The following is a 20,930-nucleotide window of genomic DNA, read 5'->3' on the forward strand; positions in this document are numbered from 1 at the left end:
CATGAAATGAACGAACATATAATGGTGATAGATGATGATATGCACATCGGCAATATGCTTGAGGAGGCGCTTTCCAGGGAGAATTACAGGGTTTCCAGAGCTTATTCCGGAACAGAGGCGCTTATGCTCCTTTCTGCTGCCAGACCCGATCTTATACTCCTTGATCTTATGCTGCCGGGACTCACCGGTGAGGAACTCCTTCCTAAGATAAGCGGCATACCTGTCATAATAGTAAGTGCTAAGATAGACGTTGATAACAAGATAGACCTGCTTCTGAAAGGTGCTGCCGACTATATAACAAAGCCCTTCAATATGAGGGAGCTTATGGCGCGTATCAAGGTACAGCTCCGCAGCTGGTCGGCGTCCGCTCACTCTTCCGAACTGGTATACAGGGAGCTCAGGCTCAATACCAATACTCACAGTGTTTCCATAAGCGGCAGCGAGGTCAAACTCACGCGGACAGAGTATGCCATACTGAAGCTGCTCATGCTCAATCCCGAGCAGGTCATAACAAAATCCGTAATGCTTGACAGGATCAGCGAGGACACTCCCGACTGTACGGAATCCTCTCTGAAGCAGCATATAAGCAATCTCCGAAGGAAGCTTCGCTCTGCTGACGGAGGCGAGTACATAGAGGCGGTCTGGGGCATAGGGTTCAAAATGGCCTGAATCTTTACTTTATCTTTACTGTTTTCTTTACCGCTTTCTTTACTTTTTGGATGTAATATGATATCAGAAAGCAAGGAGGTGCATTCTATGGAATATGTAATAAAGACAAAGGATCTGTGCAAGCGTTACAAAAGCTTCAAGGCACTTGACGGATTAGAGCTGAGCGTGCCAAAGGGTTCGATATACGGACTTGTAGGCAGGAACGGTGCAGGCAAGACAACATTCTTCCGAATACTGTGCGGACTTCAGGCGCCTACCTCGGGAGAGTATGAGATATACGGCGCAGCCGGCAGAAGCAGCGCAATAAGAAAGTCCCGCAGGAGAATGGGAGCCGTTGTTGAGACTCCGTCCATATACCTTGATATGACAGCAGAGCAAAATCTTAAGTATCAGTGCAGTATGCTCGGACTTCCGGATTACAGTTGTGTCGGCGAGCTTCTGAAGCTTGTCGGCCTTGAGAATACAGGCAAGAAGCGAGCAAAGAATTTCTCCCTTGGTATGAGACAGCGTCTCGGCATAGCCGTTGCTCTTGTAGGAAATCCCGATCTTCTTATACTTGACGAGCCAATAAACGGACTTGACCCCCAGGGTATAGTAGAAATAAGAGAGCTTATACTTAGGCTTAATCGCGAAAAGGAGATAACAGTTGTTATTTCCAGCCATATTCTTGACGAACTGGCAAAGCTTGCTACATACTATGGCTTTGTTGACAAGGGAAGGGTCATAAAGGAGATGAGCGCCGAGGAGCTGGAGGAAAGCTGCCGCAAGTGTATCAGAATGGAAGTATCCGATACAGCTGCAATGGCAAGGGCTCTTGATAAAATGGGCGTAGAGTACAAGATACTGTCAGATACAACGGCAGATATGTTTGCCAGGATGAATTTTTCAAAGCTGTCGGCAGCTCTTAATGAGGAGAACTGCGAGGTCATCTCCATGAACGAGCATGACGAGAGTCTTGAAGGCTTCTTTATCTCTCTTGTAGGAGGTGGCGGCAATGATCAGACTTCTGAAAGCTGAGTTCGGACGATGCCTGAAGGGAAAGCTCTTCTGGCTCATGGTCATATTCACCTTTGTAATGGGCGTTAGCTGCAATGTGGTAAGGTATATCGACTTCAGAAGGAATTCCAACGAGGCAGCCAACGAGGTAGTATACAATGACACTATGCTGTATGTGGGGCTTATCTCGGCAAGCGTGCTTGTAGGCATATTCGTCGTTTTCCATGCGGGTATGGAGTTTGACGAGGGGACCATAAGGAATAAGCTTGTAGCAGGCAATTCCAGATCTGCCATTTACTTATGTAATTTTGCAATATGTTCTTTTGCGTCAATAGTGATGCAGTATATATTCTTTTTTGCAGCGTTTGCTTCGTCATATGCATTTTTCGGAGCATTTCATCATCCGTTCTCTGTAATGATGCAGCTTCAGCTTATGGGAAGTCTAGGCATCGTTGCGCTGACTGCGTTTATGCTCATGCTGACCATGATACTGAGGAGCAAGACCATTTCCATTGCAGTATGCCTGATAGCCGCTGTTGTTATCTTTGCCGTGGGCACTATAGTGACAACAGACATAACGGAGCACAGTATCGAGCTTTCCGATTACGGCGAGGAAATAATGTCCCCCGAAAAATACGATATACTTGACAGGTACAGCTATGTATACGGTGTGGACAGCGAGAACTGCAAGGGCAAAGAGCTTTTTATAAAGGAACAGCTTTATGATGGCCTGTTTCAGTGTCATGTCTACAGGTTCAGCTCCGAAAGGGAGCTGCCCTATCACTGGCAGTATATGCTTATCTACGATATAGCCATAATAGCTGTAACTACGGCAGCGGGAGTATTCCTCTTCCGCAGGCTTGATCTGAAATGAGGTGAACGGTATGAAAGAACTCCTGAAAGCTGAATTCGGCCGCCTTTTCAGGTCGAAAATGTTTCGTATCCTTGTGATACTTGATGTATTGTTCAATATATACCTGATATACGGTTCGGAGATCACCGGTACGGTGTCAAAGACGCCATATGTTTACATAGAAGTAACACAGCTAACCATGCTGATATTCGTTGAGGTCTACAGTTTTGTAGCCGGCGCCTTCATCAGCCTGTTCATAAGCCGCGAATATTCTTACGGTACAATGAGGAACAAGATAATATCAGGACACTCCAGGTGCTCAATATATCTTACCGAGCTGATAGTATGCTCGGCAGCAGGCATGATACTTCTGGCAGGTTGTCTTCTGGTGGTGGCTTTTACCCATTTTAAATACGGCATCCTTGATGAAGAGGCAGGATACTTAATAAAGATGGTGATAATATGCTGTATTCTCGTGATAGTATACAATGCACTGATCGTATTCTTTTCCATGCTCATTGATTCAAAGGCAAGCTCCGTGGTCTGGTCGGTGATATTCGTAATATGTCTTACCGTATTCTCCTCCATGGTAAACAGTAAGGTCACAAACGACGAATATGCCCGTGAGTGCCGCAGTAACGGCAAGGAATATGTGCATAGCGACATTTTTGATGATACCGAGAGAAAAGTATATACTGCACTGGATAGCACTCTCCCGATGACTCAGCTCATGAAAACATTTACAATGACCAATTTTGTCGATTACGGAGACGGCACAGGTTATGTCGAGGAGTTCATTCCTCCCAAAGGTGAGGAAACGGCAAGATTTGCAGTTATCGACGCAGGTCTCATCGCTGCGGTAACTGTGCTGGGGATAGTTTTCTTCAGAAAAAAGGAGCTTAAATAGCAAGATCACAATATAAGGAGCCCGGTTATGGTAGTTCTTACAGTTCTTCTGGCCGTATTATCGGCAGTACTGATAATAAAGGTGTACGTCCTGCGAAGATCCGCAAGGGAGATCGCAGAGGCTTTTTCGGACTGCCTTAAAACGGATACCAATAACCTTATCACGGTTTCAAGCAGCGATAAACAGGTTAGGAGGCTGGTAAAACAGGTCAATGACGAGCTGAAGCTTCTCAGAGAGGAGCATCACAGGTTCGTACAGGGGGATATGGAGCTGAAAAACGCTGTTACCAATATATCCCACGATCTGAGGACTCCTCTTACCGCTATTTGCGGATATCTGGATATGCTCAGGAGCGAGGAGAAGTCGCCGGCCGCAGAGCGCTATATCGAAATAATCAGCAGCAGGGCAGAGGCCATGAAGCAGCTTACGGAGGAGCTTTTCAGCTATTCCGTAATAATGTCAGCAGAAGGCGGCAGTCAGGAGCAGGTGAACGTGGGCGACTCTCTTGAGGAGTGTATAGCGGGATATTATTCCGTGCTCATCGAAAAAGGCATAACTCCCAAGATAAGCATAACGGAGGAAAAGGTGGAACGTATACTTGACCGTTCCGCACTGTCAAGAGTATTCTCAAATCTTATCAACAATGCTGTGAAGTACAGTGGCGGCGATCTTGCTGTATCTCTTTCGGCAGACGGAACCATAGTTTTTTCAAACAGCGCTCCTCAGCTTACGTCAGTGCAGGTAGACAAGCTGTTTGACAGGTTCTATACCGTAGAAGCCGCAAGGAACTCCACGGGGCTTGGGCTTTCCATAGCGCGGACTCTTGTTGAACAGATGGACGGTTCGATAACAGCCTCGCTGAATGACGGAGTGCTGTCCATCGTAATAAAAATATAACTTATCAAGTATTTTTGCTTCGGCTCTTGATTTAAAGAAAAATATGTGATATAATAAATCTTACAGGGGAGCTTGTGGGACAGGCTGAGAGGAAGGTGACACCTTCGACCCTTCGACCTGATTTGGTTAATGCCAGCGTAGGGAGTCTGATATTGTTATGTACATTCAGGGAACTGCGCAGGCGGTTCCCTGAATTTTTTGAGGAGGTGCTCATATGGTTAAAATTAATGGCGAACTGCTTGAAAAAGACGGAAAAACAGTTGCGGAAATGCTTGCCGATATGGATATAAGCGGCCAGCGTGTGGCTGTAGAGATAAACGAAGAGATCGTACCCAAGGCCAGATATGACGAGACCATTCTTAAAGACGGCGACAGCGTCGAGGTTGTCCGCTTTGTGGGAGGCGGCTGATATGGCGATACCGTCGGAGCAGGAGATGTACCGCGCCCTTGAGGAGCGTCACGGCGCAGAGCTCCAAAGGAAGCTTAAATCGGCATCTGTGGCAGTATGCGGACTTGGCGGACTTGGCTCCAATATCGCCATAGCTCTTGCAAGAGCAGGCGTCGGCAGACTGCATATCATAGATTTTGACAGAGTTGACATCTCAAACCTCAACAGGCAGCAGTATTTTCCCGAACAGCTGGGGCAGCCAAAGGCTGTGGCGCTTTATGATACGCTTCACCGCATTGCGCCTTATTGCAACATCAGGAAGGATACAGTAAAGCTTGACGAGACAAATATCCCCTCACTTCTCTCAGAGGCGGATATAATAGTCGAGGCCTTCGACAAAGCAGACCAGAAGGCCATGCTGGTGAACTGTGTCCTGGAGAATATGCCCGGGAAGTATCTTGTATCTGGATCGGGCATGGCAGGGATAGGGCCGTCAAATACGATATCCACCAGAAGGATAGCAAAGCGTTTCTACATTTGCGGCGACGGCGTCAGCGATGTTGACGACGGAATGGGACTCGTTTCATCAAGGGTGCTTATCTGTGCAGGCCATCAGGCTCATACGGTCATAAGGATAATTGCAGGCGAATTTGATATATAAGGAGTAATTCATATGAAAGATGATAAGCTTATAATCGGAGGACATGAGTTTTCCTCCCGTTTTATACTTGGCTCGGGAAAATATTCCCTCAGCCTAATCGAAGCAGCTGTAAAGTATGCAGGCGCAGAGATAATAACTCTTGCCGTCCGCAGGACAAATTCCAAGGAGCATGAGAATATCCTCGACTATATCCCCGAGGGCGTTACTCTGCTGCCCAACACATCGGGAGCCCGCAACGCAGACGAGGCTGTCCGCATTGCCCGTCTTGCACGAGAGCTCGGCTGCGGAGACTTTGTAAAGATCGAGATAATGCGTGATACCAAGTATCTGCTCCCCGACAATCAGGAGACAGTCCGCGCTACGGAGATACTTGCCAAGGAGGGCTTTGTTGTAATGCCCTATATGTATCCCGACCTGAATACCGCCCGTGACCTTGTGAACGCAGGCGCTGCCTCTGTAATGCCGCTTGCTTCGCCCATAGGCTCAAACAAGGGACTTGCCACAAGGGATTTTATACAGATACTTATCGACGAGATAGACCTGCCGATAATCGTTGATGCAGGAATAGGCAGACCATCGCAGGCCTGTGAGGCAATGGAGATGGGAGCTGCCGCTGTAATGTCAAATACGGCGCTTGCAACAGCAGGAGACCTTCCCGTTATGGCCGAGGCCTTCAAACAGGCCATCGAAGCAGGCAGAAAGGCCTATCTGTCAGGTCTCGGACGTGTCCTTACAAGAGGAGCTTCTCCTTCCGACACGCTTACAGGCTTCCTTCACGATTAATGGTACGTCTTGAAAAGGTAAACGGCGGCAATATATGGGATATACTGGAACTGAGCGTTGCGGAGTCACAGAAAAGCTTCGTAGCTGATAACAGAACGAGTATCATCGAAGCCTATTCCACCGTCAGCAGCGGCGGTCACGCTTTCACATTCGGGATATACGATGACGATACGCCTGTGGGATTTGCGATGATAGGCTTCGGAACAGATGAATACTGGGAAGCGCCGCCTGAGATCGCTGAAAACACATACAATATCTGGCGTTTTATGATAGACAGCCGTTATCAGCACAAGGGTATCGGGAAAGCCGCATTGAAGCTGCTGCTTGACTTTATACGCACATATCCCTGCGGAAAAGCAGAGAAATGCTGGCTGTCATACGAACCCGGGAATACTGCGGCGGAAAGGCTGTACAGTTCCTTCGGCTTTGTACCCACCGGAGAAAAAGACGGCGATGAGATCATTGCTGTACTTAATTTATAAGAAGGTAATTCAATGGAAAATCATTATTTTGTAGACTCGGACAAGCTCTCCGGGGCTGCACTGAAGAAAAAACATGAGCTTGAGACCGATCCTGCCTCCCGTACCGATCATATGAAGTACATGGAGGGCATGGAGCAGATAAAGTCGGATATCATGGACAAGGTAATGACCGAGATGAAGAATTATGACTATTCTCGGTATACTGCCCGTGATGTTAATGCAGCCCTGAATCATGAGACCTGTACGGTGGAGGACTTCAAGGCGCTGCTTTCACCTGCCGCAGAGCCTTTCCTCGAGAAAATGGCGCAGCGTGCAAAGCTTGAGACCCAGAAGCATTTCGGCAATACGGTCTATCTTTTCACGCCTCTGTATATAGCCAATTACTGCGAGAATTACTGCGTTTACTGCGGATTCAACTGCTATAATGACATCAAGCGCATGAAGCTCAATATGGAACAGATAGAGCATGAGATGAAGGTCATTGCCGACAGCGGCATGGAGGAGATACTTATCCTCACAGGCGAGAGCCGCGCAAAGAGCAGCGTTGAATACATCGGTGAAGCCTGCAAGCTGGCAAGGAAGTATTTCCGCATGGTAGGCGTCGAGGTATATCCGCTCAATACCGATGAATACAAGTATCTTCACGAATGCGGCGTGGACTATGTCACCGTGTTCCAGGAGACCTATGACAGCGACCGTTATGAGCAGCTTCATCTTCTGGGACACAAGCGTGTATGGCCTTACAGATTTGAGGCGCAGGAGCGTGCCCTTATGGGCGGCATGAGAGGAATAGCCTGCTCGGCTCTTCTCGGACTTTCGGATTTCAGAAAGGACGCCCTTGCAAGCGCTCTTCACGTTTACTATCTCCAGAGAAAGTACCCGCAGGCAGAGATATCACTTTCGTGTCCGAGACTTCGTCCCATAATAAACAATGACGAGATAAATCCCCTTGACGTCCATGAGAGGCAGCTCTGCCAGATACTCTGCGCATACAGGATATTCCTGCCCTTCTGCGGCATAACAGTTTCCTCCCGTGAGAGCGAAGAATTCAGGAACGGTATCGTTAAGATAGCGGCGACCAAGGTCTCCGCAGGCGTTTCAACAGGTATCGGCGATCACGAAAGCAAGTACACAGGCAAGGAGAGCGAGTCGGCGGAAGGCGATGAGCAGTTTGAGATAAACGACAGCCGCAGCTTTGACAAGATGTACAGGGATATGTCCGAAGAAGGACTCCAGCCTGTACTCAATGATTATCTCTATGTCTGATGTGGTTTGTGTTACTGCGCGGGGACTTTGCAGCGGAGAGTTTACGGACAGACTGAGACTGATCGCTCAGGCTTCGCCAAAGGCGATCATTCTCCGCGAGAAGGATCTCAGCGAGAATGACTACATTGCTCTTGCAGAGAAAGCGATAGAAATATGCAATGAAAGCGGAGCAGAGCTTATACTTCATTATTATCACAGAGCTGCCGCGGGGCTTGGCTGGAAGAACATACATCTTCCGCTCCATATACTGCGTGAGCTGAGCGATACGCAAAAAGCCTGTTTTGAATGTATAGGAGCTTCCTGTCATTCTGTCTCCGATGCAAAGGAAGCTGCGGAGCTTGGTGCGGACTATATCACGGCAGGTCATGTTTTCGCAACAGACTGCAAAAAAGGTCTTGCTCCAAGGGGACTTGATTTCCTCAGGGAGGTCTGCGGCAGTGTCGATATTCCCGTATATGCCATAGGCGGTATATCTCCCGATAACATCGGTCTTGTCAGGAGCGCAGGGGCGTCAGGCGCCTGCGTTATGAGCGGCCTGATGAAATGCAGCGATCCGGCTGCCTATATCAGAGAATTTGAAAAGAAGTGATACCATTGAATATTGAAAAAAAGGATCTTCTTCTGTATGCCGTGACGGACAGAAAGTGTCTCCGCGGCATAAGTCTTGAGGAGGCTGTGGAGCAGGCTCTGCTTGGCGGTGTTACCTGTGTCCAGCTCCGTGAAAAGGACGCAGACGGAGATGATATGATCACCGAGGGCAGGAAGCTGCTGAAAATATGTCATAAATACGGCGTTCCGCTTATAATCAATGATAACTACGAGGCGGCGCTGAAATGCGGTGCCGACGGAGTTCACGTTGGTATCGAGGACGCACCCGTTGCGGAGATCAGGCGCAGAGCGGGGGACAGCTTTATAATCGGCGCCACTGCCAAAACTGTTGAACAGGCAAAGCTTGCCGAGAGCTCGGGAGCCGATTATCTCGGCGTAGGTGCAGTATTTCCTTCGCCCACAAAGAAAAACGCTGTCAGGATAACTCCCGGGCAGCTTACGGAGATATGCGGCTGTGTAAGTATACCTGCTGTTGCCATCGGCGGTATAAATGCAGGAAATGTCTCCGCTATAGCAGGCTGCGGACACTGCGGCATTGCAGTAGTATCCGCGGTTTTCGGTGCTGATGACGTAAGGAAGGCTGCTGTGGAGCTTCGCAGGGCTGCTCTTGAAACAGTGAGGTAAATATGATAAAATACTATGATATCGGGCTGAATCTGTTCTGCAAACAGTTCAGAGAGCCCGAAAGGATAATAAACGATGCAGCTGACGAGGGCGTATACTGTATACTTACGGGCTCGGATATGAAAAGCAGCGAGAGCGTGAACAGATTTGTAAAGGACCACGGCTGCTCAGGCACCTGCGGCATACATCCCCACAGTGCAGACAGCGCAAGAGCTGAGGATTTTCAGCGTATAAGAGAGATCGTTTCCTCAAACGACAGGATAGTTGCTGTGGGAGAATGCGGACTGGACTATGACAGGATGTTTTCCACACGGGAGAATCAGATAAGGTGCTTTGAACATCATATAAAGATCGCCGAGGAGCTTGGAAAGCCCTTGTTCCTTCACGAGCGTGAGGCGACAGATGACTTTATCGCACGTTTCAGAAAGCATAGTGACATATGCAGTCGTTCGGTAGTACACTGCTTTACAGGCGACAAGGAGACTCTGAAAAAGTATGTCGATATGGGCTTCTACATCGGCGTAACGGGCTGGATATGCGACGAAAGGCGCGGAGCTCCTCTTCGCGAGGCGGTTAAATATATCCCCCGGGACAGGATAATGGCGGAAACTGATGCTCCATACCTGACACCAAGGAATATAAAGGGACTTGACCGTACCAACGTACCGCAGAACATAAAGTATGTTGTAGCCGAGCTTGCAAGGAATATGAAGATAGACGAGTGCGAGCTCACAGAGCTCCTGAAAGAGAATACCGAGAGATTTTTCGGCATATAAAAGGACTGCACGGAGATGAAACCGTGCAGTCCTTTTGGCTTATTTGCAGATACCGAGTAATTTGCATATCATTGCCCAGATATTGTTGCAGCACATAATTCAGACCTCCTGTGTGGTATTCCCTTATGGGGTAATTACATTATACAGCAGAAGATAAGTTAAATCAATATTAAATTATTGGATATAATTTTACAAATAATTCCCTCAGTTTATTATATAAACGGCGGTGGTGAGATATGCTGCGAAGCCCAGCCATATCAGATAGGGGATATTGAGCCGTGCAGCGGTTCTGTTTACCCGTTGGAAGGCGAGTATCATGGCTCCGACAAGTACAAAAAGAAGGAGCGCCACAGCAACAGCCGCACCAAGGAGTTTGAAGCGAAAGAAGATGATGCTCCATGAGAAATTGACGGCAAGCTGTATGTAGTACAGTCTCAGCGCAGAACTGCGTTCGTTATCGGAGCAGTTACGCCATATCATGTAAGCGGATATGCCCATAAGAGCGTAAAGAACAGCCCATACCACGGGGAACAGCCATGCAGGCGGCAGGAGAGGCGGAGCCTTGAATTCATTGTAGAAGGCGGAATAGTCTCCTGTGAAAAGAGCTGACAATGCGCCTGCAAGCTCAGCTGTGACTATAAAAATAAGCAGATCCGTAAGTTTGAGTTTTTTCATAGCATTTACCTCTTTTGATTTGATAGTAAATACTATGTCGGATCTGCTCTGTATATGTCTATTTCAGGGGCAGTACATTGTTGAATACTGCATAGAATTTTATGGGGATATGCTTATCTATGTGGCATTTGCCGAAAAACCACTTGCTGTAATTGCAGGTCTTGATTATCTCCTCGAAGAAAGCGTGCATTTCCAGTCTTTCAAGAACATCGACGCCGAGACAGTCCTTCAGGGAAGCAGGGGGCTCATGAGTGATAATATAGTCCACATCGTAGCGGTTCTCTCTGAGGTGAGCTATACCCTCGGTTATTTCTGCCTGAGTAGGCTGTTCCTGTTCCCACCAGTCGTTATCCCGTCTGAACTCAATGTCCTGACTGTGGCCGCCTCCGAAGGTGAAGATCTTCTTTTTTTCGATGGTATAGACCTGTCCGCGCATCAGATGGACGATATTCGGCATTATGACCCTTGCCTTGCCGCCGTGCCATTCCTGGGGACGGTATTTTTCAAGGATATCGAAGTTTTCGTGGCAGCCGTCAAGAAAGGCTATTGTGTAATTCTTGTCTGCCAGCTTCTTCAGCGCAGCTTTTTCCCGCTTGGAATTATCCCAGAAAAAGCCGAAATCGCCTGCAACTATTAGAGTATCGCCTCTTCCGAGCTTTCTGATCTCAGGGCTTTTAAAGCGGCTGATGTCTCCGTGAGTGTCTCCTGTAACGTAGATCACATTAAAAACCTCCGTTCTCTTGTTCTGTTATCTGTGCGGCTGTATATATATCTGTGCCGCTGTCGTTTTGTACTTACATTGTAGCATATTTTCTCCCAAAGGTAAAGAGTCTGAAGAAATTTTTCTGAAAATTCATAATTTTTTTCTGAAACCCCTTTTAAAACGGATAAATATCTGCTATAATATAGTTTGGGCTTTTTTGTAAGCTGATTACTGCGGTTCGCCGCTTGAAATAAAGGAGAATGTATGAAGAAGTTATTATCTGCTATAGCAGCTATGGTAATGGTGCTTCCGTTTTTGTGCAGTATCAGGTCAGAGGCGGTGAATTTCCCGCTTCCGTCGCCGATAAAGAGTGAATCTGCTGTACTGATAAATCTTGATTCCAATACTGTCATTCATCAGAAAAATGCCGATACCAAGCAGATGCCTGGACCTCTTGTCAACATAATGACGGCAGTGCTCTGTATCGAAAACTGTTCCAATCTTTCGCAGGAGGTAACAGTTGACGAGTCTGTATACGAATACCTCTATAATATAGAGTTCCCCGATGATCTGAGGTTTGCGGAGATAGAGGACGGAGATGTGCTGACATATACCGATCTTCTTCACGCCATGATGCTGACCTCATCTGTTGAGGCTGCCGAGACCATAGCCTATAAGATAGGTGAAGGCAATACCTCTAAATTTGTGGAAATGATGAACGACAAGGCCGCAGAGCTTGGAATGGCGGATACTCACTTCACAAATGCTACCGGTATGTATGATCCCGATCAGTATACGACAGCAAATGATATGCTGAAGCTGACGTTATATGCTCTTGGAGTGCCGTATTTTGAGAATATATCCACCGCATTCACATATACACCTTCGGTACCCAACCCCAAGAATCACCCTGAGATGGATAAGTGGATCTGGACCAATTCAAACGTTATGATGGACAGCCAGGGCGATTATGCTTACAGCGGCGCCAAGGGTATCAAGACCGCAAACCTCGAGCGTGCAGGCAGAAACATCATCACAATGGCGAGCCGCGACGGAAACAAGTACCTTGCCGTGCTTATGAAGTCGCCCCTGAACAACGCAGACGGCGACAACACCTTCTTCCATATCACCGACGCTATGGCGCTCTTTGACTGGGCGTTCGATCATTTTTCCTATCAGGTGATACTTGCCGATACGGCGGAGGTAGGCGAGCTTCCTGTAGAGCTTGCCGATGGGAATGACTATGTTCTTGCGATCCCCAAGGAGGAATTCTCGCTTCTCTGGTATGACGAGGTGGATATATCCACTATAAGCCGCGATAAGGTCGTATGGTACAAGAATTCGCTTCAGGCACCTGTTGCCAAGGGCGAGCCCCTCGGAAAGGTAACGCTTGAGTATTCCGGAGAGGAGCTTGGCACGGTAGAGCTGGTAGCTGTCAGCAATGTTGAGCGCTCCACATCAAAGTACAATATGTATGTTGCCAAGATGTTCACCAAATCCCGCTGGTTCAACAAGGCTCTTATGGTGTCCTTCCTGCTGTGTGCTATATATATCATAGTATGCGTATACTCGTATATAGTTTTCAAGAGCAAGGCGAAGCCCATGAAGCCCATATATGCTGTTCCTAAGGTCAATGACAAGGACCGCCGCAGACGCAGGCAGCAGCAGAATGACGACAAGAAATAATAAAGATACCGTACAGTGAATCACTGTACGGTATTTCTTTATAATGTGATGAATTGCGACGATGAATAACCGGTTATCCCGTTGTAGTTTACCACATACCAGCCGTTGGTTTCGCCGTTTATGGTCATTACAGCGCCGTCGGGAGCCGAACCTATAATATTTCCCGAAAGTGAGGGATAGTCCCTGATATTGAGGTTGCTGCCGTCGGTAGTGACCGTGCCTCGTCTCACGGCTCCCGCAGGAACAAAGGGAATACCAAAATAGTCGCAGAGGGAATCAACGATATTTCTTGCAATGCTTTCCATATTATTCTTCAGCCATGCCTCATCGGCGTAATTGTCATGGTATCCCAGCTCGCAGAGCACTGCAACAGCTCTCGTCCGCAGCACCTCCCCCAGAGAGTATGTCGGGACAGCTCTTACTTTATCGGGCAGTGGATATATTTCCCTCAGATTATTTGATATGATATCGGCAAGCTTCCTGCTGAAGCTGCTTTTTGGTGCGTAGTATATATCTATACCTCTTAGTCTGCCCGACAGTGATTCGGGAGCCGCGTTTGAGTGCAGAGCAAGATGAACATCGTATCTTCCTGCGTTTGAGTCGGCTATAGCGCCTGTAACGTTGCGGACCGGATCATTCCTGACATAGCTTATACCGCAGGAACGCAGATACGGCTCCATGCGGTCGGCGAGGAGATTCATGTAAAGCTCCTCATTGCCTTCGGTGGCATATTGGTTCCATTCCTGAGTTGACGGACTTAAAAAGACCTTTGGCATATTACCATTCCTTTCAATAGATATGAGAAAGCTCTCATTCCATTATATGCTGAAGGAACAATATAGGTTTTTCTGAAAAAAGCTCATAAGCCTATTGACTTTTTGGTTTTAAAGCGTTATACTTTAAATGATAAAAGAACTATGGAGGTATCACTGCAATGAAAATATTAGTGGTAGGACTTGGCCTTATCGGCGGTTCGCTTTGTAAGGCGCTGAAAAAGTACACATATCATACAGTCGCCGGCTGTGATATAAATCATGATATCGAGAATGCTGCTCTCAGGGACGTTGCCCTTGATGAAGTGTTTGACGGCAGCTACGAAGGCTATGATCTGATAATAATATCTCTTTTCCCCGAGGGTACGGAGAGATTTTTCGCAGAAAATGCGTCAAAGATAAGCAAAAACACGCTTATAACCGATGTCTGCGGCATAAAGGGCGAGTTTTCACAGCGTATGAAGGCTATCGCTTCCGCAAACGGTCTCAGATACACAGGCATTCATCCCATGGCAGGCAAGGAATTCGGCGGATACTATAACAGCACAGCCGATCTTTTCGTAAAGGCAAACTTTATAATCGCACCGTTTGAGGACAGTGAGCAGTCAGATGTGGATATGCTCAGCGGTCTTGCAAAGGAAATAGGCGCAGGCAAGATAGTTGTTACCAGTCCCGAAAACCATGACAAAATGATAGCCTATACCTCGCAGCTTGCCCATATCGTATCGAGTGCATATGTAAAAAGCCCCGAGCTGGGGCTTGAGTGCGGATTCAGCGGCGGCAGCTTTCAGGATATGACCCGTATTGCTACCATGAACGAGAAGATGTGGACTGACCTGTTTATGCAGAACAGGGAGCATCTTCAGTATGAGCTGGATACGCTTATAGAGAACCTTACAAAGTACAGCGATGCGCTGAAAAAAGGCGATTCTGAAAAGATGCGGGCGCTTATAGCCGAGGGTCGCGAGCTTAAAGAGGAGAACCTCCGTCACAGAGTCGGACAGCCTAACTGAAAAACCTCTTTTCAAATGCGGGAGTCCTGTCGGTTATCTTCAGCTTGTTGAGATAGCTGAGTTCAGAGGTTTCCGGAAGCTCAAAATCCAGAGCGTATGCCCACAAGGTCTGACGGAAGCAGCCGTACCGCTTGTTTACTGCGATATTGCCGTATTTTCCGTCACCAAGCACGGGAGCGCCTATGTGTGCGAGATGAGCTCTTATCTGATGTGTTCTTCCCGTGTAGAGCGTTACCTCAAGGAGCGACAGGCCTCCTTTTGAGTTCAGAACGTGATATCCGGTTTTTATAGGCTTGAAGCCGTTTTCAGGCGAGTCAGAGATCCTTACGAGATTTCTTGACTCGTCTTTTTTGTGATATGCAGTGACAATATCCTCGGTACGGGGCGGAGGCGATACAGTGATGCAGTGATATATCTTGTGGACTGCTCCGTTTCTTATGGCTTCGTTTATATCACGGAGAGCAGCTGCATTTTTTGCGGCAGTTACCAGTCCGCAGGTGTTTCTGTCAAGCCTGCTGCAAAGAGCAGGTGCAAATGAGCTTTCTTTTTCGGGCTGATATTCTTTCTTATTATATAAATAGTGCTTTATCCTGTCGATAAGGGTATCCGTCATGGGACTGCCGTTGGAGTGCGAGTCGAGACCTTCGGGCTTGCTGACGATGATGATATTCTCGTCCTCGTAAACGATATCTATTTCGGCAGAGCATCTGAGAAAGCTCATATCGTGTTTCTTTTCTGCGGCAACATCGTCCCTGACGTATACCGTGACCTTGTCTCCCGTATTTACACGATCGGATATATCACACCGTTTGCCGTTGATCTTGATGTCCTTCTTTCTGATAAGACGGTACATCATGCTTTTCGGAAGCTCGGGCAGTGCCTTGGATATGAATTTATCCACTCTCTGACCGCTGTCGTTTTCATTTATGATAAACTCTTTCATATATGCTCCTCAATTATTACAAAATTGTATCCATAAGTTACAAAAAGACTTCACGAAATTCTTCAAACCTCACAAAAATTAATAATCTATTCACTTTTTTATTATAAAAAGGTTGAAATTCGATCAATAGTATGGTATAATTGACCAAAAGAAACGTTAATAGCGTTTTTCTTTTTGCGACCTTAATAAAAAAGGAGTTCGATAAGCTATGAAGATCTGCAAGGCTTTACTTTCCTTATTGATGACGTGTAGTATCATTAGCTCGGGAGTTGCGATGTCTGCGTCGGCAGCCGACTCCGATACATATAATGATATCACATATTCCACGGAAAGTAAAGAGGAGGATCAGCTGACTGTTCCCGAACAGTACCATAAGGTGGGAAGCCCTTCTGTTGAGCCGACTTCTCAGGCTGATACGGTAGCTGCCGCTTCCGTTACAACTCAGACGCCTTACAATGTATTCGATATTTACGATGCCCATCAGAAGTATGTCAAGCTCCATTCAGGCGATAAGAGCATGATGTACAAAAAGACAGAAGGAATAGACGTTTCCTATGCCCAGGGCAAGATCGACTGGAAGACTGTCAAGGCAAGCGGTATAGATTACGCTATCATCAGGGCAGGCTACGGAAATGCCAATAAATATCCCAACCAGGTGGATACATGGTTCAAGTACAATATCGAAGAAGCCCAGAAGGCCGGCGTGGACGTCGGTATCTACTGGTACAGCTATGCTTTTGATACTGAAGCTGCCCGCTGCGAGGCCGAGTCATGCTGTCAGGTCATAAAGGACTATAACATAACTTATCCTGTTTATTTCGATATAGAAGAGGAAAGACACAAGCAGCTTTCCACTGCTCAGGTATCATCTATAATAGATACTTTCTGCTCAACAGTAGAGTCCAGGGGCTATTGCGCAGGTATATACAGCTTTTCAAGTCTGCTGAATACAAAGATTTATCAGCAGGTGCTTGACAAATACGCTGTATGGGTAGCTCACTGGGACGTAGCAGCTCCGGGATATTCTTATGACTACGGAATGTGGCAGTATAATGCAAAGGGCAGGGTCAACGGTATATCTACCGAGGTAGACCTGGATCACTGCTACATAAATTATCCCTATCTCATATCTCCCGATACCTATAAGCCCGACGGCAGAGAGACTGATTCAAGTGAGAAGCTCTATCCTTTGAGCATGAACAAGGGCGTTGCAAAGGGTATAGACGTTTCTGTATGGCAGGGCAAGATCGAATGGGACAAGGTTAAGGCTTCAGGCATAGATTATGCTGTTGTCCGTGCGGGATACGGCAATGACGCTTCCCAGACCGATAAGTACTTCAAGGCAAATATAGAAGGCGCCGAGAAGGCAGGACTTAACTGCGGCGTATACTGGTACAGCTACGCAACATCTGCCGAGGACGCTGTCCGTGAGGCAGAGGCCTGCTATGAGGTCATAAAGGGACACAAGTTCGGATATCCTGTATATTACGCTGTTGAGGATGCGTCTTTTGCTTCACTGAGCAATCAGCAGATAACCGAAATAATCAATGCTTTCTGTTCAGTACTTGAGAAAAAGGGCTATTATGTAGGTGTAAAGAGCTATGCGAACTTCCTTAATACAAGGATAGACCCGTCAGTATACTCAAAATATGATGTATGGGTAGCTCATTACGGTGTATCAAAGCCTGCTTTCAATAAGAACTTCAATATGTGGCAGTTCACAAATGAGGGAAAGGTCAACGGCATAAAGGGCTATGTAAACTGCAATTATGCTTATCTTGATTTCCCCAAGGTAATGAAGAACGCCCATATCAACGGTTTCTGATCAATAAAACATATATGCATACCGCAGCAATGCGGTATGCATATTTTATATTACAGGAGATACTATGATCGAATTTATAACAGGTCCTGCGGGAAGCGGAAAGACAACCTGTATGTTTGCCAGGATAAAGGAAAGATGTCAGGAGGCGGACAAGCTCTGTATAATCGTTCCCGAGCAGTTTTCACAGGACTTTGATAAAAAGCTGTACTTCTACCTGGGAGCTGAAAACTTTAACGAGCTTTTCTCGCTGAGCTTCACCGGTCTTGCAAGACAGCTTTTTCAGCTTTACGGCGATCCTGCCAGAAAAGGCGGATATGCAGATGATATGGCGAAAATGATATTGGTCTATCAGGCTGTTGAGTCAGCCATGTCACGGCCTGATTCTGTTGGCAGCTTCCGCAGACAAAGCACTCAGAGCGGCTTTGCCGAGGAGATCATGACTCTCATAAGGGACATGAAGCGTACAGGAGTAACTCCCGACGAGCTCATGATCCGCTCACAGCTGCTTGACAAAAGGCTGAGAGACAAGACCAACGACGTTGCCGTTATTTTAATGGAGTATCAGCGCCTTATGGAGGAGTACGGCTTCAAGGACGAGCTGGATAATATCCGCGAGGCTGCTGCTGTTGCAAATCTTAACAGGTATTTCTGCGGAAAGACCATATTCCTTGATGAGTTTGAGAGTTTTACTGCCGATCAGTATGAGATGATAAAACTGATGATCTCATCTGCCGAAAATGTCTGCATAACTTTAAGGACAGACGACGTCAACGCAGGCGAGTACACTCTTTTTGAGACGGTCAACGACACATACCGCAGGATAATGGTGATATGCCGTGATCTGGGCAAGGATACCCGTGTCATTCGGTGCGCGGAAAGCTTTAGATTTATTACTCCCGATCTCGGATATGTCAGCAGCCGTGCTCTGGTAAACCTTTGCAACGAGCCGGATAAAGCGCCAAAGCCGGAGAATATCCATATTTTTGAGGCAAGGGATATGTACAGTGAGGCAGAGTATGTCTGTGCTGCGGTAAAGCACCTGCTGTATGAGGACAGATCTCTCAGGTATCGTGATATTGCCATAATCTCAAATGATATTGCTGTTTATTCCGATGTGCTGAAAGCAGCCTTCGGAAGATATGACATACCATACTTCCTGAGCCTTGAAAAGCCTGTGTCTCATACGGCTGTAATGGTATTCTTTACGACACTTCTCGATATCATTTCAAGCAGGAAATACCGCTCGGAGCAGCTGTTCAGGCTCATAAAGAGCGGACTTCTTGACATCAGTCTCACAGAGGCCTCAATGCTGGAGAATTACTGCTACAAATGGGGCATTGACGGCGATATATGGGAAAAAGCCTTCTGTGCCGAGGACGAGGGCCTCGAACAGCTTGAGAAGCTCAGAGGTAGTCTGATAGGGCCGTTGACTTCGCTTAAAAGGAAGATCAAACGCTGTTCAAAGGCTTCCGAAATATGTTCGCTGCTTTACAGTCATCTTGTGAGCTGCGGTGCAGAGCGGAATACGGCTGCTCTTATGGGAAGGCTCATAAAGCAGGATAAGGACTATGAAGCAGCCGAGCTTAAAAGGCTCTGGGGCTGTCTCATGGATATCCTTGACAGCATAAGTGAAACTATTGGAGAGCGTACTGTGAGCTTTGCCGAAATATCAAGGATGATGCGCTCTATGATTGGCAGGATACAGTATTCCGTACCGCCTCAGACGCTTGACGCAGTTACTGCCGCTTCGGCAAGAATGGCAAGACTTGATTCGCCGAAGGTAGTTTTTGTAATGGGCGCCAATGACGGAGACTTTCCAAACAGAATAAGCCTCCACGGGCTTTTTTCAGAAGCGGACAGAGCAAAGCTTGCCGAAAACGGCATAGAGCTTTCAACTCCGCTTGCCGAGCTTATAGCTGCCGAGCGCCTTGTGGTATATAAAGCCATATCGGCCGCATCACACAAGCTGTTCATATCATATCCGCTGTCAGATCTTGCAGGTCAGGCAAAATACCCTGCGCAGATCGTTGACAGGATAATAGGTATGTTCGGCGACAGAAGCATACGCAGGAGAGACGATGATATCCCTGTCGAATACTATGCTGTAACACTTCATTCTGCGTTTTATCACTATATGCAGGAGAGAAGCAAGAATGATACATCAGTTGCCTCTATAAAAAAGCTCCTTATGGATACTCCCGAATACAGAAGAAGGCTTTCATATGTGATCAGCAGGAGCAATCTGAAGCAGGATTATCATATAGACAGCTCGGTAATGGAGAAGCTCAGCAGTTTTGAGCCTCTGAGGCTTTCTCCTACAGGATTTGAAGAGTACAATCTGTGCCATTTCAGGTTTTTCTGTGATAAATTTCTCAGACTTCACTTGAATGAAAAAGTGGAGCTGGACGCAAGAATAGCGGGTGAGCTTACACATGAGTGCTTTTACGGGATACTCGGCACAAGATCAAAAGCTGATTTCATAGGTATGACCTATGATGAAGTCTGTGACGAAATAAACCGATGCGCCGAGAAATACCGTGAGAACAGCCTTGCCGGAGATTTTGGAAAGGACGCTAAATTCAACCTTATATTCAATAAGCTTACCGAGCGTATGTCGGAAGTATTCATTTATACTCAGCAGGCGCTTATGGCATCTGATTTCGTTCCCCATAATTTTGAGCTCGATCTCAGAGACAGTCATTCTGTTATACTTCCTTTCGGCAGCGGCAAGAAGCTCAGCTTCGGCGGCAAAGTGGACAGGGCCGATATATGCAGGATAGGAGACACTGACTATCTGAGAATAATAGATTACAAGAGCAGCCGAAAGGATATCACTCCGGAGACACTTGCCTGCGGTATCAATATGCAGATGCTTCTTTATCTTTTTGCCTCTACCGACAAGGGCGGATTATATGAGGGCTATGAGCCTGCCGGAGTATTGTATTCGCCTATGCGCATATCAGAGGTCAGTATTGATGACCATAAGATAGAGACCAAGAACAGCAGCGCGGTAAAGTCTTCCTTCAGGACCACCGGACTTGTTCTCGGTGATATGGATATACTTCAGGCAATGGAAAAGAATGTGATGGGAGAGTTCATACCTGTAAAGCTTGATAAGAACGGGGTTCCTGACAAGAACTCAGAATGTATCTCTGCTGAGGGAATGACGCTTCTCAGAAATTATACATACGGAAAGCTTGTCAGCATGGCGGAGTCACTGCTTGACGGAAATGCGGAAGCAGTACCGCTGGTGATGAGCGGCAAGATCCCGTGTACCTACTGCGACTATGTCAATATATGCGATAATTCGGAGCTTACAAGTCAGAGACTTCCCGATGAAGCACAGGTCGCCGAAGCGGCAGAGATACTCGGAAAGAAATATGCGGGAAAGGAGGAGTAAA

At 47.0% G+C, this 20,930-nt stretch carries 21 protein-coding genes and 1 riboswitch; of the genes, 17 read left to right on the top strand and 4 right to left on the bottom strand.

All coding sequences use genetic code 11. The features are described from left to right. The first annotated feature begins 6 nt into the window (after positions 1–6). From Q0Y65_RS00615 to Q0Y65_RS00675, 13 genes are all read left to right on the top strand, one after another. The gene (locus tag Q0Y65_RS00615) at positions 7–669 is read left to right on the top strand and encodes a response regulator transcription factor (RefSeq protein ID WP_297955489.1); all 663 of its coding nucleotides are present in this window, start codon (positions 7–9) and stop codon (positions 667–669) included. 87 nt (positions 670–756) lie between these two features. Then, a complete protein-coding gene (locus Q0Y65_RS00620) occupies positions 757–1,686 on the top strand; it encodes an ABC transporter ATP-binding protein (RefSeq protein ID WP_297955491.1) in 930 nt (309 codons plus the stop codon). Further along, positions 1,664–2,539 (top strand): ABC transporter permease subunit, encoded by an 876-nt coding sequence (locus Q0Y65_RS00625; RefSeq protein ID WP_297955493.1) that lies wholly within the window; start codon positions 1,664–1,666, stop codon positions 2,537–2,539. Before Q0Y65_RS00620 ends, Q0Y65_RS00625 begins: the two co-directional genes overlap by 23 nt. Positions 2,540–2,549: 10 nt before the next feature. Next, positions 2,550–3,425 carry an ABC transporter permease gene (locus Q0Y65_RS00630; RefSeq protein ID WP_297955495.1) on the top strand — a complete coding sequence of 292 codons (876 nt, stop codon included), beginning with the start codon at positions 2,550–2,552 and terminating at the stop codon, positions 3,423–3,425. Positions 3,426–3,452: 27 nt separating this feature from the next. Continuing rightward, on the top strand, positions 3,453–4,322 hold the full coding sequence (locus tag Q0Y65_RS00635; protein ID WP_297955497.1) for a sensor histidine kinase KdpD: 870 nt from the start codon (positions 3,453–3,455) through the stop codon (positions 4,320–4,322). Between the two features lie 54 nt (positions 4,323–4,376). After that, a riboswitch (TPP riboswitch) is annotated at positions 4,377–4,483 on the top strand. A gap of 53 nt (positions 4,484–4,536) precedes the next feature. Further along, positions 4,537–4,731, top strand: a complete 195-nt coding sequence (thiS, locus tag Q0Y65_RS00640) for a sulfur carrier protein ThiS (RefSeq protein ID WP_297955499.1) — start codon at positions 4,537–4,539, stop codon at positions 4,729–4,731. A 1-nt stretch (position 4,732) separates the two neighbouring features. Further along, the gene (thiF, locus tag Q0Y65_RS00645) at positions 4,733–5,371 is read left to right on the top strand and encodes a sulfur carrier protein ThiS adenylyltransferase ThiF (protein ID WP_297955501.1); all 639 of its coding nucleotides are present in this window, start codon (positions 4,733–4,735) and stop codon (positions 5,369–5,371) included. A gap of 12 nt (positions 5,372–5,383) precedes the next feature. Further along, complete coding sequence (locus tag Q0Y65_RS00650) at positions 5,384–6,154, top strand: thiazole synthase (protein ID WP_297955503.1); 771 nt, start codon at positions 5,384–5,386, stop codon at positions 6,152–6,154. Continuing rightward, entirely contained in the window at positions 6,154–6,636 is a 483-nt protein-coding gene (locus Q0Y65_RS00655) for a GNAT family N-acetyltransferase (RefSeq protein WP_297955506.1), read from the top strand. Before Q0Y65_RS00650 ends, Q0Y65_RS00655 begins: the two co-directional genes overlap by 1 nt. A gap of 12 nt (positions 6,637–6,648) precedes the next feature. After that, positions 6,649–7,902, top strand: coding sequence for a 2-iminoacetate synthase ThiH (thiH, locus tag Q0Y65_RS00660; protein ID WP_297955508.1), 1,254 nt, complete (start codon positions 6,649–6,651; stop codon positions 7,900–7,902). Beyond that, on the top strand, positions 7,895–8,491 hold the full coding sequence (locus tag Q0Y65_RS00665; RefSeq protein ID WP_297955511.1) for a thiamine phosphate synthase: 597 nt from the start codon (positions 7,895–7,897) through the stop codon (positions 8,489–8,491). Before thiH ends, Q0Y65_RS00665 begins: the two co-directional genes overlap by 8 nt. A gap of 5 nt (positions 8,492–8,496) precedes the next feature. After that, positions 8,497–9,135, top strand: coding sequence for a thiamine phosphate synthase (gene thiE / locus Q0Y65_RS00670; protein ID WP_297955513.1), 639 nt, complete (start codon positions 8,497–8,499; stop codon positions 9,133–9,135). A gap of 2 nt (positions 9,136–9,137) precedes the next feature. Then, positions 9,138–9,911, top strand: coding sequence for a TatD family hydrolase (locus Q0Y65_RS00675; protein WP_297955515.1), 774 nt, complete (start codon positions 9,138–9,140; stop codon positions 9,909–9,911). A 204-nt stretch (positions 9,912–10,115) separates the two neighbouring features. Here Q0Y65_RS00675 and Q0Y65_RS00680 read toward each other — a convergent pair whose 3' ends face one another. Then, positions 10,116–10,586 (bottom strand): TspO/MBR family protein, encoded by a 471-nt coding sequence (locus Q0Y65_RS00680; RefSeq protein WP_297955518.1) that lies wholly within the window; start codon positions 10,584–10,586, stop codon positions 10,116–10,118. Positions 10,587–10,644: 58 nt separating this feature from the next. Next, positions 10,645–11,307, bottom strand: a complete 663-nt coding sequence (locus Q0Y65_RS00685) for a metallophosphoesterase (protein ID WP_297955520.1) — start codon at positions 11,305–11,307, stop codon at positions 10,645–10,647. Positions 11,308–11,553: 246 nt separating this feature from the next. Here Q0Y65_RS00685 and Q0Y65_RS00690 point away from each other — a divergent pair, with 246 nt between their 5' ends. Then, positions 11,554–12,975 carry a D-alanyl-D-alanine carboxypeptidase family protein gene (locus Q0Y65_RS00690; protein ID WP_297955522.1) on the top strand — a complete coding sequence of 474 codons (1,422 nt, stop codon included), beginning with the start codon at positions 11,554–11,556 and terminating at the stop codon, positions 12,973–12,975. A 38-nt stretch (positions 12,976–13,013) separates the two neighbouring features. On the opposite strand, the gene Q0Y65_RS00695 is transcribed toward Q0Y65_RS00690, so the two are convergent. Further along, on the bottom strand, positions 13,014–13,751 hold the full coding sequence (locus tag Q0Y65_RS00695; protein ID WP_297955524.1) for an SH3 domain-containing protein: 738 nt from the start codon (positions 13,749–13,751) through the stop codon (positions 13,014–13,016). Positions 13,752–13,909: 158 nt separating this feature from the next. Between Q0Y65_RS00695 and Q0Y65_RS00700 the strand changes: the two genes are divergently transcribed. Continuing rightward, the gene (locus Q0Y65_RS00700; RefSeq protein WP_297955526.1) at positions 13,910–14,761 is read left to right on the top strand and encodes a prephenate dehydrogenase; all 852 of its coding nucleotides are present in this window, start codon (positions 13,910–13,912) and stop codon (positions 14,759–14,761) included. Here Q0Y65_RS00700 and Q0Y65_RS00705 read toward each other — a convergent pair. After that, entirely contained in the window at positions 14,754–15,704 is a 951-nt protein-coding gene (locus tag Q0Y65_RS00705; RefSeq protein ID WP_297955528.1) for an RluA family pseudouridine synthase, read from the bottom strand. The two genes, Q0Y65_RS00700 and Q0Y65_RS00705, sit on opposite strands and share 8 nt — an antisense overlap. A gap of 208 nt (positions 15,705–15,912) precedes the next feature. On the opposite strand from Q0Y65_RS00705, the gene Q0Y65_RS00710 reads away from it, so the two are divergent. After that, the gene (locus tag Q0Y65_RS00710) at positions 15,913–17,529 is read left to right on the top strand and encodes a glycoside hydrolase family 25 protein (protein ID WP_297955530.1); all 1,617 of its coding nucleotides are present in this window, start codon (positions 15,913–15,915) and stop codon (positions 17,527–17,529) included. Between the two features lie 64 nt (positions 17,530–17,593). Next, entirely contained in the window at positions 17,594–20,929 is a 3,336-nt protein-coding gene (locus tag Q0Y65_RS00715; protein ID WP_297955532.1) for a PD-(D/E)XK nuclease family protein, read from the top strand. Position 20,930: the final 1 nt, after the last annotated feature.

The organism is uncultured Ruminococcus sp. (assembly GCF_947301925.1).
Lineage (GTDB): Bacteria > Bacillota > Clostridia > Oscillospirales > Ruminococcaceae > Ruminococcus.

Bases quoted from the DNA above. Each gene is read 5' to 3' on its own strand.
- Q0Y65_RS00615 (WP_297955489.1), top strand. From the start codon at position 7: ATGAACGAACATATAATGGTGATAGATGATGATATGCACATCGGCAAT.
- Q0Y65_RS00620 (WP_297955491.1), top strand. From the start codon at position 757: ATGGAATATGTAATAAAGACAAAGGATCTGTGCAAGCGTTACAAAAGC.
- Q0Y65_RS00625 (WP_297955493.1), top strand. From the start codon at position 1,664: ATGATCAGACTTCTGAAAGCTGAGTTCGGACGATGCCTGAAGGGAAAG.
- Q0Y65_RS00630 (WP_297955495.1), top strand. From the start codon at position 2,550: ATGAAAGAACTCCTGAAAGCTGAATTCGGCCGCCTTTTCAGGTCGAAA.
- Q0Y65_RS00635 (WP_297955497.1), top strand. From the start codon at position 3,453: ATGGTAGTTCTTACAGTTCTTCTGGCCGTATTATCGGCAGTACTGATA.
- thiS (WP_297955499.1), top strand. From the start codon at position 4,537: ATGGTTAAAATTAATGGCGAACTGCTTGAAAAAGACGGAAAAACAGTT.
- thiF (WP_297955501.1), top strand. From the start codon at position 4,733: ATGGCGATACCGTCGGAGCAGGAGATGTACCGCGCCCTTGAGGAGCGT.
- Q0Y65_RS00650 (WP_297955503.1), top strand. From the start codon at position 5,384: ATGAAAGATGATAAGCTTATAATCGGAGGACATGAGTTTTCCTCCCGT.
- Q0Y65_RS00655 (WP_297955506.1), top strand. From the start codon at position 6,154: ATGGTACGTCTTGAAAAGGTAAACGGCGGCAATATATGGGATATACTG.
- thiH (WP_297955508.1), top strand. From the start codon at position 6,649: ATGGAAAATCATTATTTTGTAGACTCGGACAAGCTCTCCGGGGCTGCA.
- Q0Y65_RS00665 (WP_297955511.1), top strand. From the start codon at position 7,895: ATGTCTGATGTGGTTTGTGTTACTGCGCGGGGACTTTGCAGCGGAGAG.
- Q0Y65_RS00675 (WP_297955515.1), top strand. From the start codon at position 9,138: ATGATAAAATACTATGATATCGGGCTGAATCTGTTCTGCAAACAGTTC.
- Q0Y65_RS00680 (WP_297955518.1), bottom strand. From the start codon at position 10,586: ATGAAAAAACTCAAACTTACGGATCTGCTTATTTTTATAGTCACAGCT.
- Q0Y65_RS00690 (WP_297955522.1), top strand. From the start codon at position 11,554: ATGAAGAAGTTATTATCTGCTATAGCAGCTATGGTAATGGTGCTTCCG.
- Q0Y65_RS00695 (WP_297955524.1), bottom strand. From the start codon at position 13,751: ATGCCAAAGGTCTTTTTAAGTCCGTCAACTCAGGAATGGAACCAATAT.
- Q0Y65_RS00700 (WP_297955526.1), top strand. From the start codon at position 13,910: ATGAAAATATTAGTGGTAGGACTTGGCCTTATCGGCGGTTCGCTTTGT.
- Q0Y65_RS00705 (WP_297955528.1), bottom strand. From the start codon at position 15,704: ATGAAAGAGTTTATCATAAATGAAAACGACAGCGGTCAGAGAGTGGAT.
- Q0Y65_RS00710 (WP_297955530.1), top strand. From the start codon at position 15,913: ATGAAGATCTGCAAGGCTTTACTTTCCTTATTGATGACGTGTAGTATC.
- Q0Y65_RS00715 (WP_297955532.1), top strand. From the start codon at position 17,594: ATGATCGAATTTATAACAGGTCCTGCGGGAAGCGGAAAGACAACCTGT.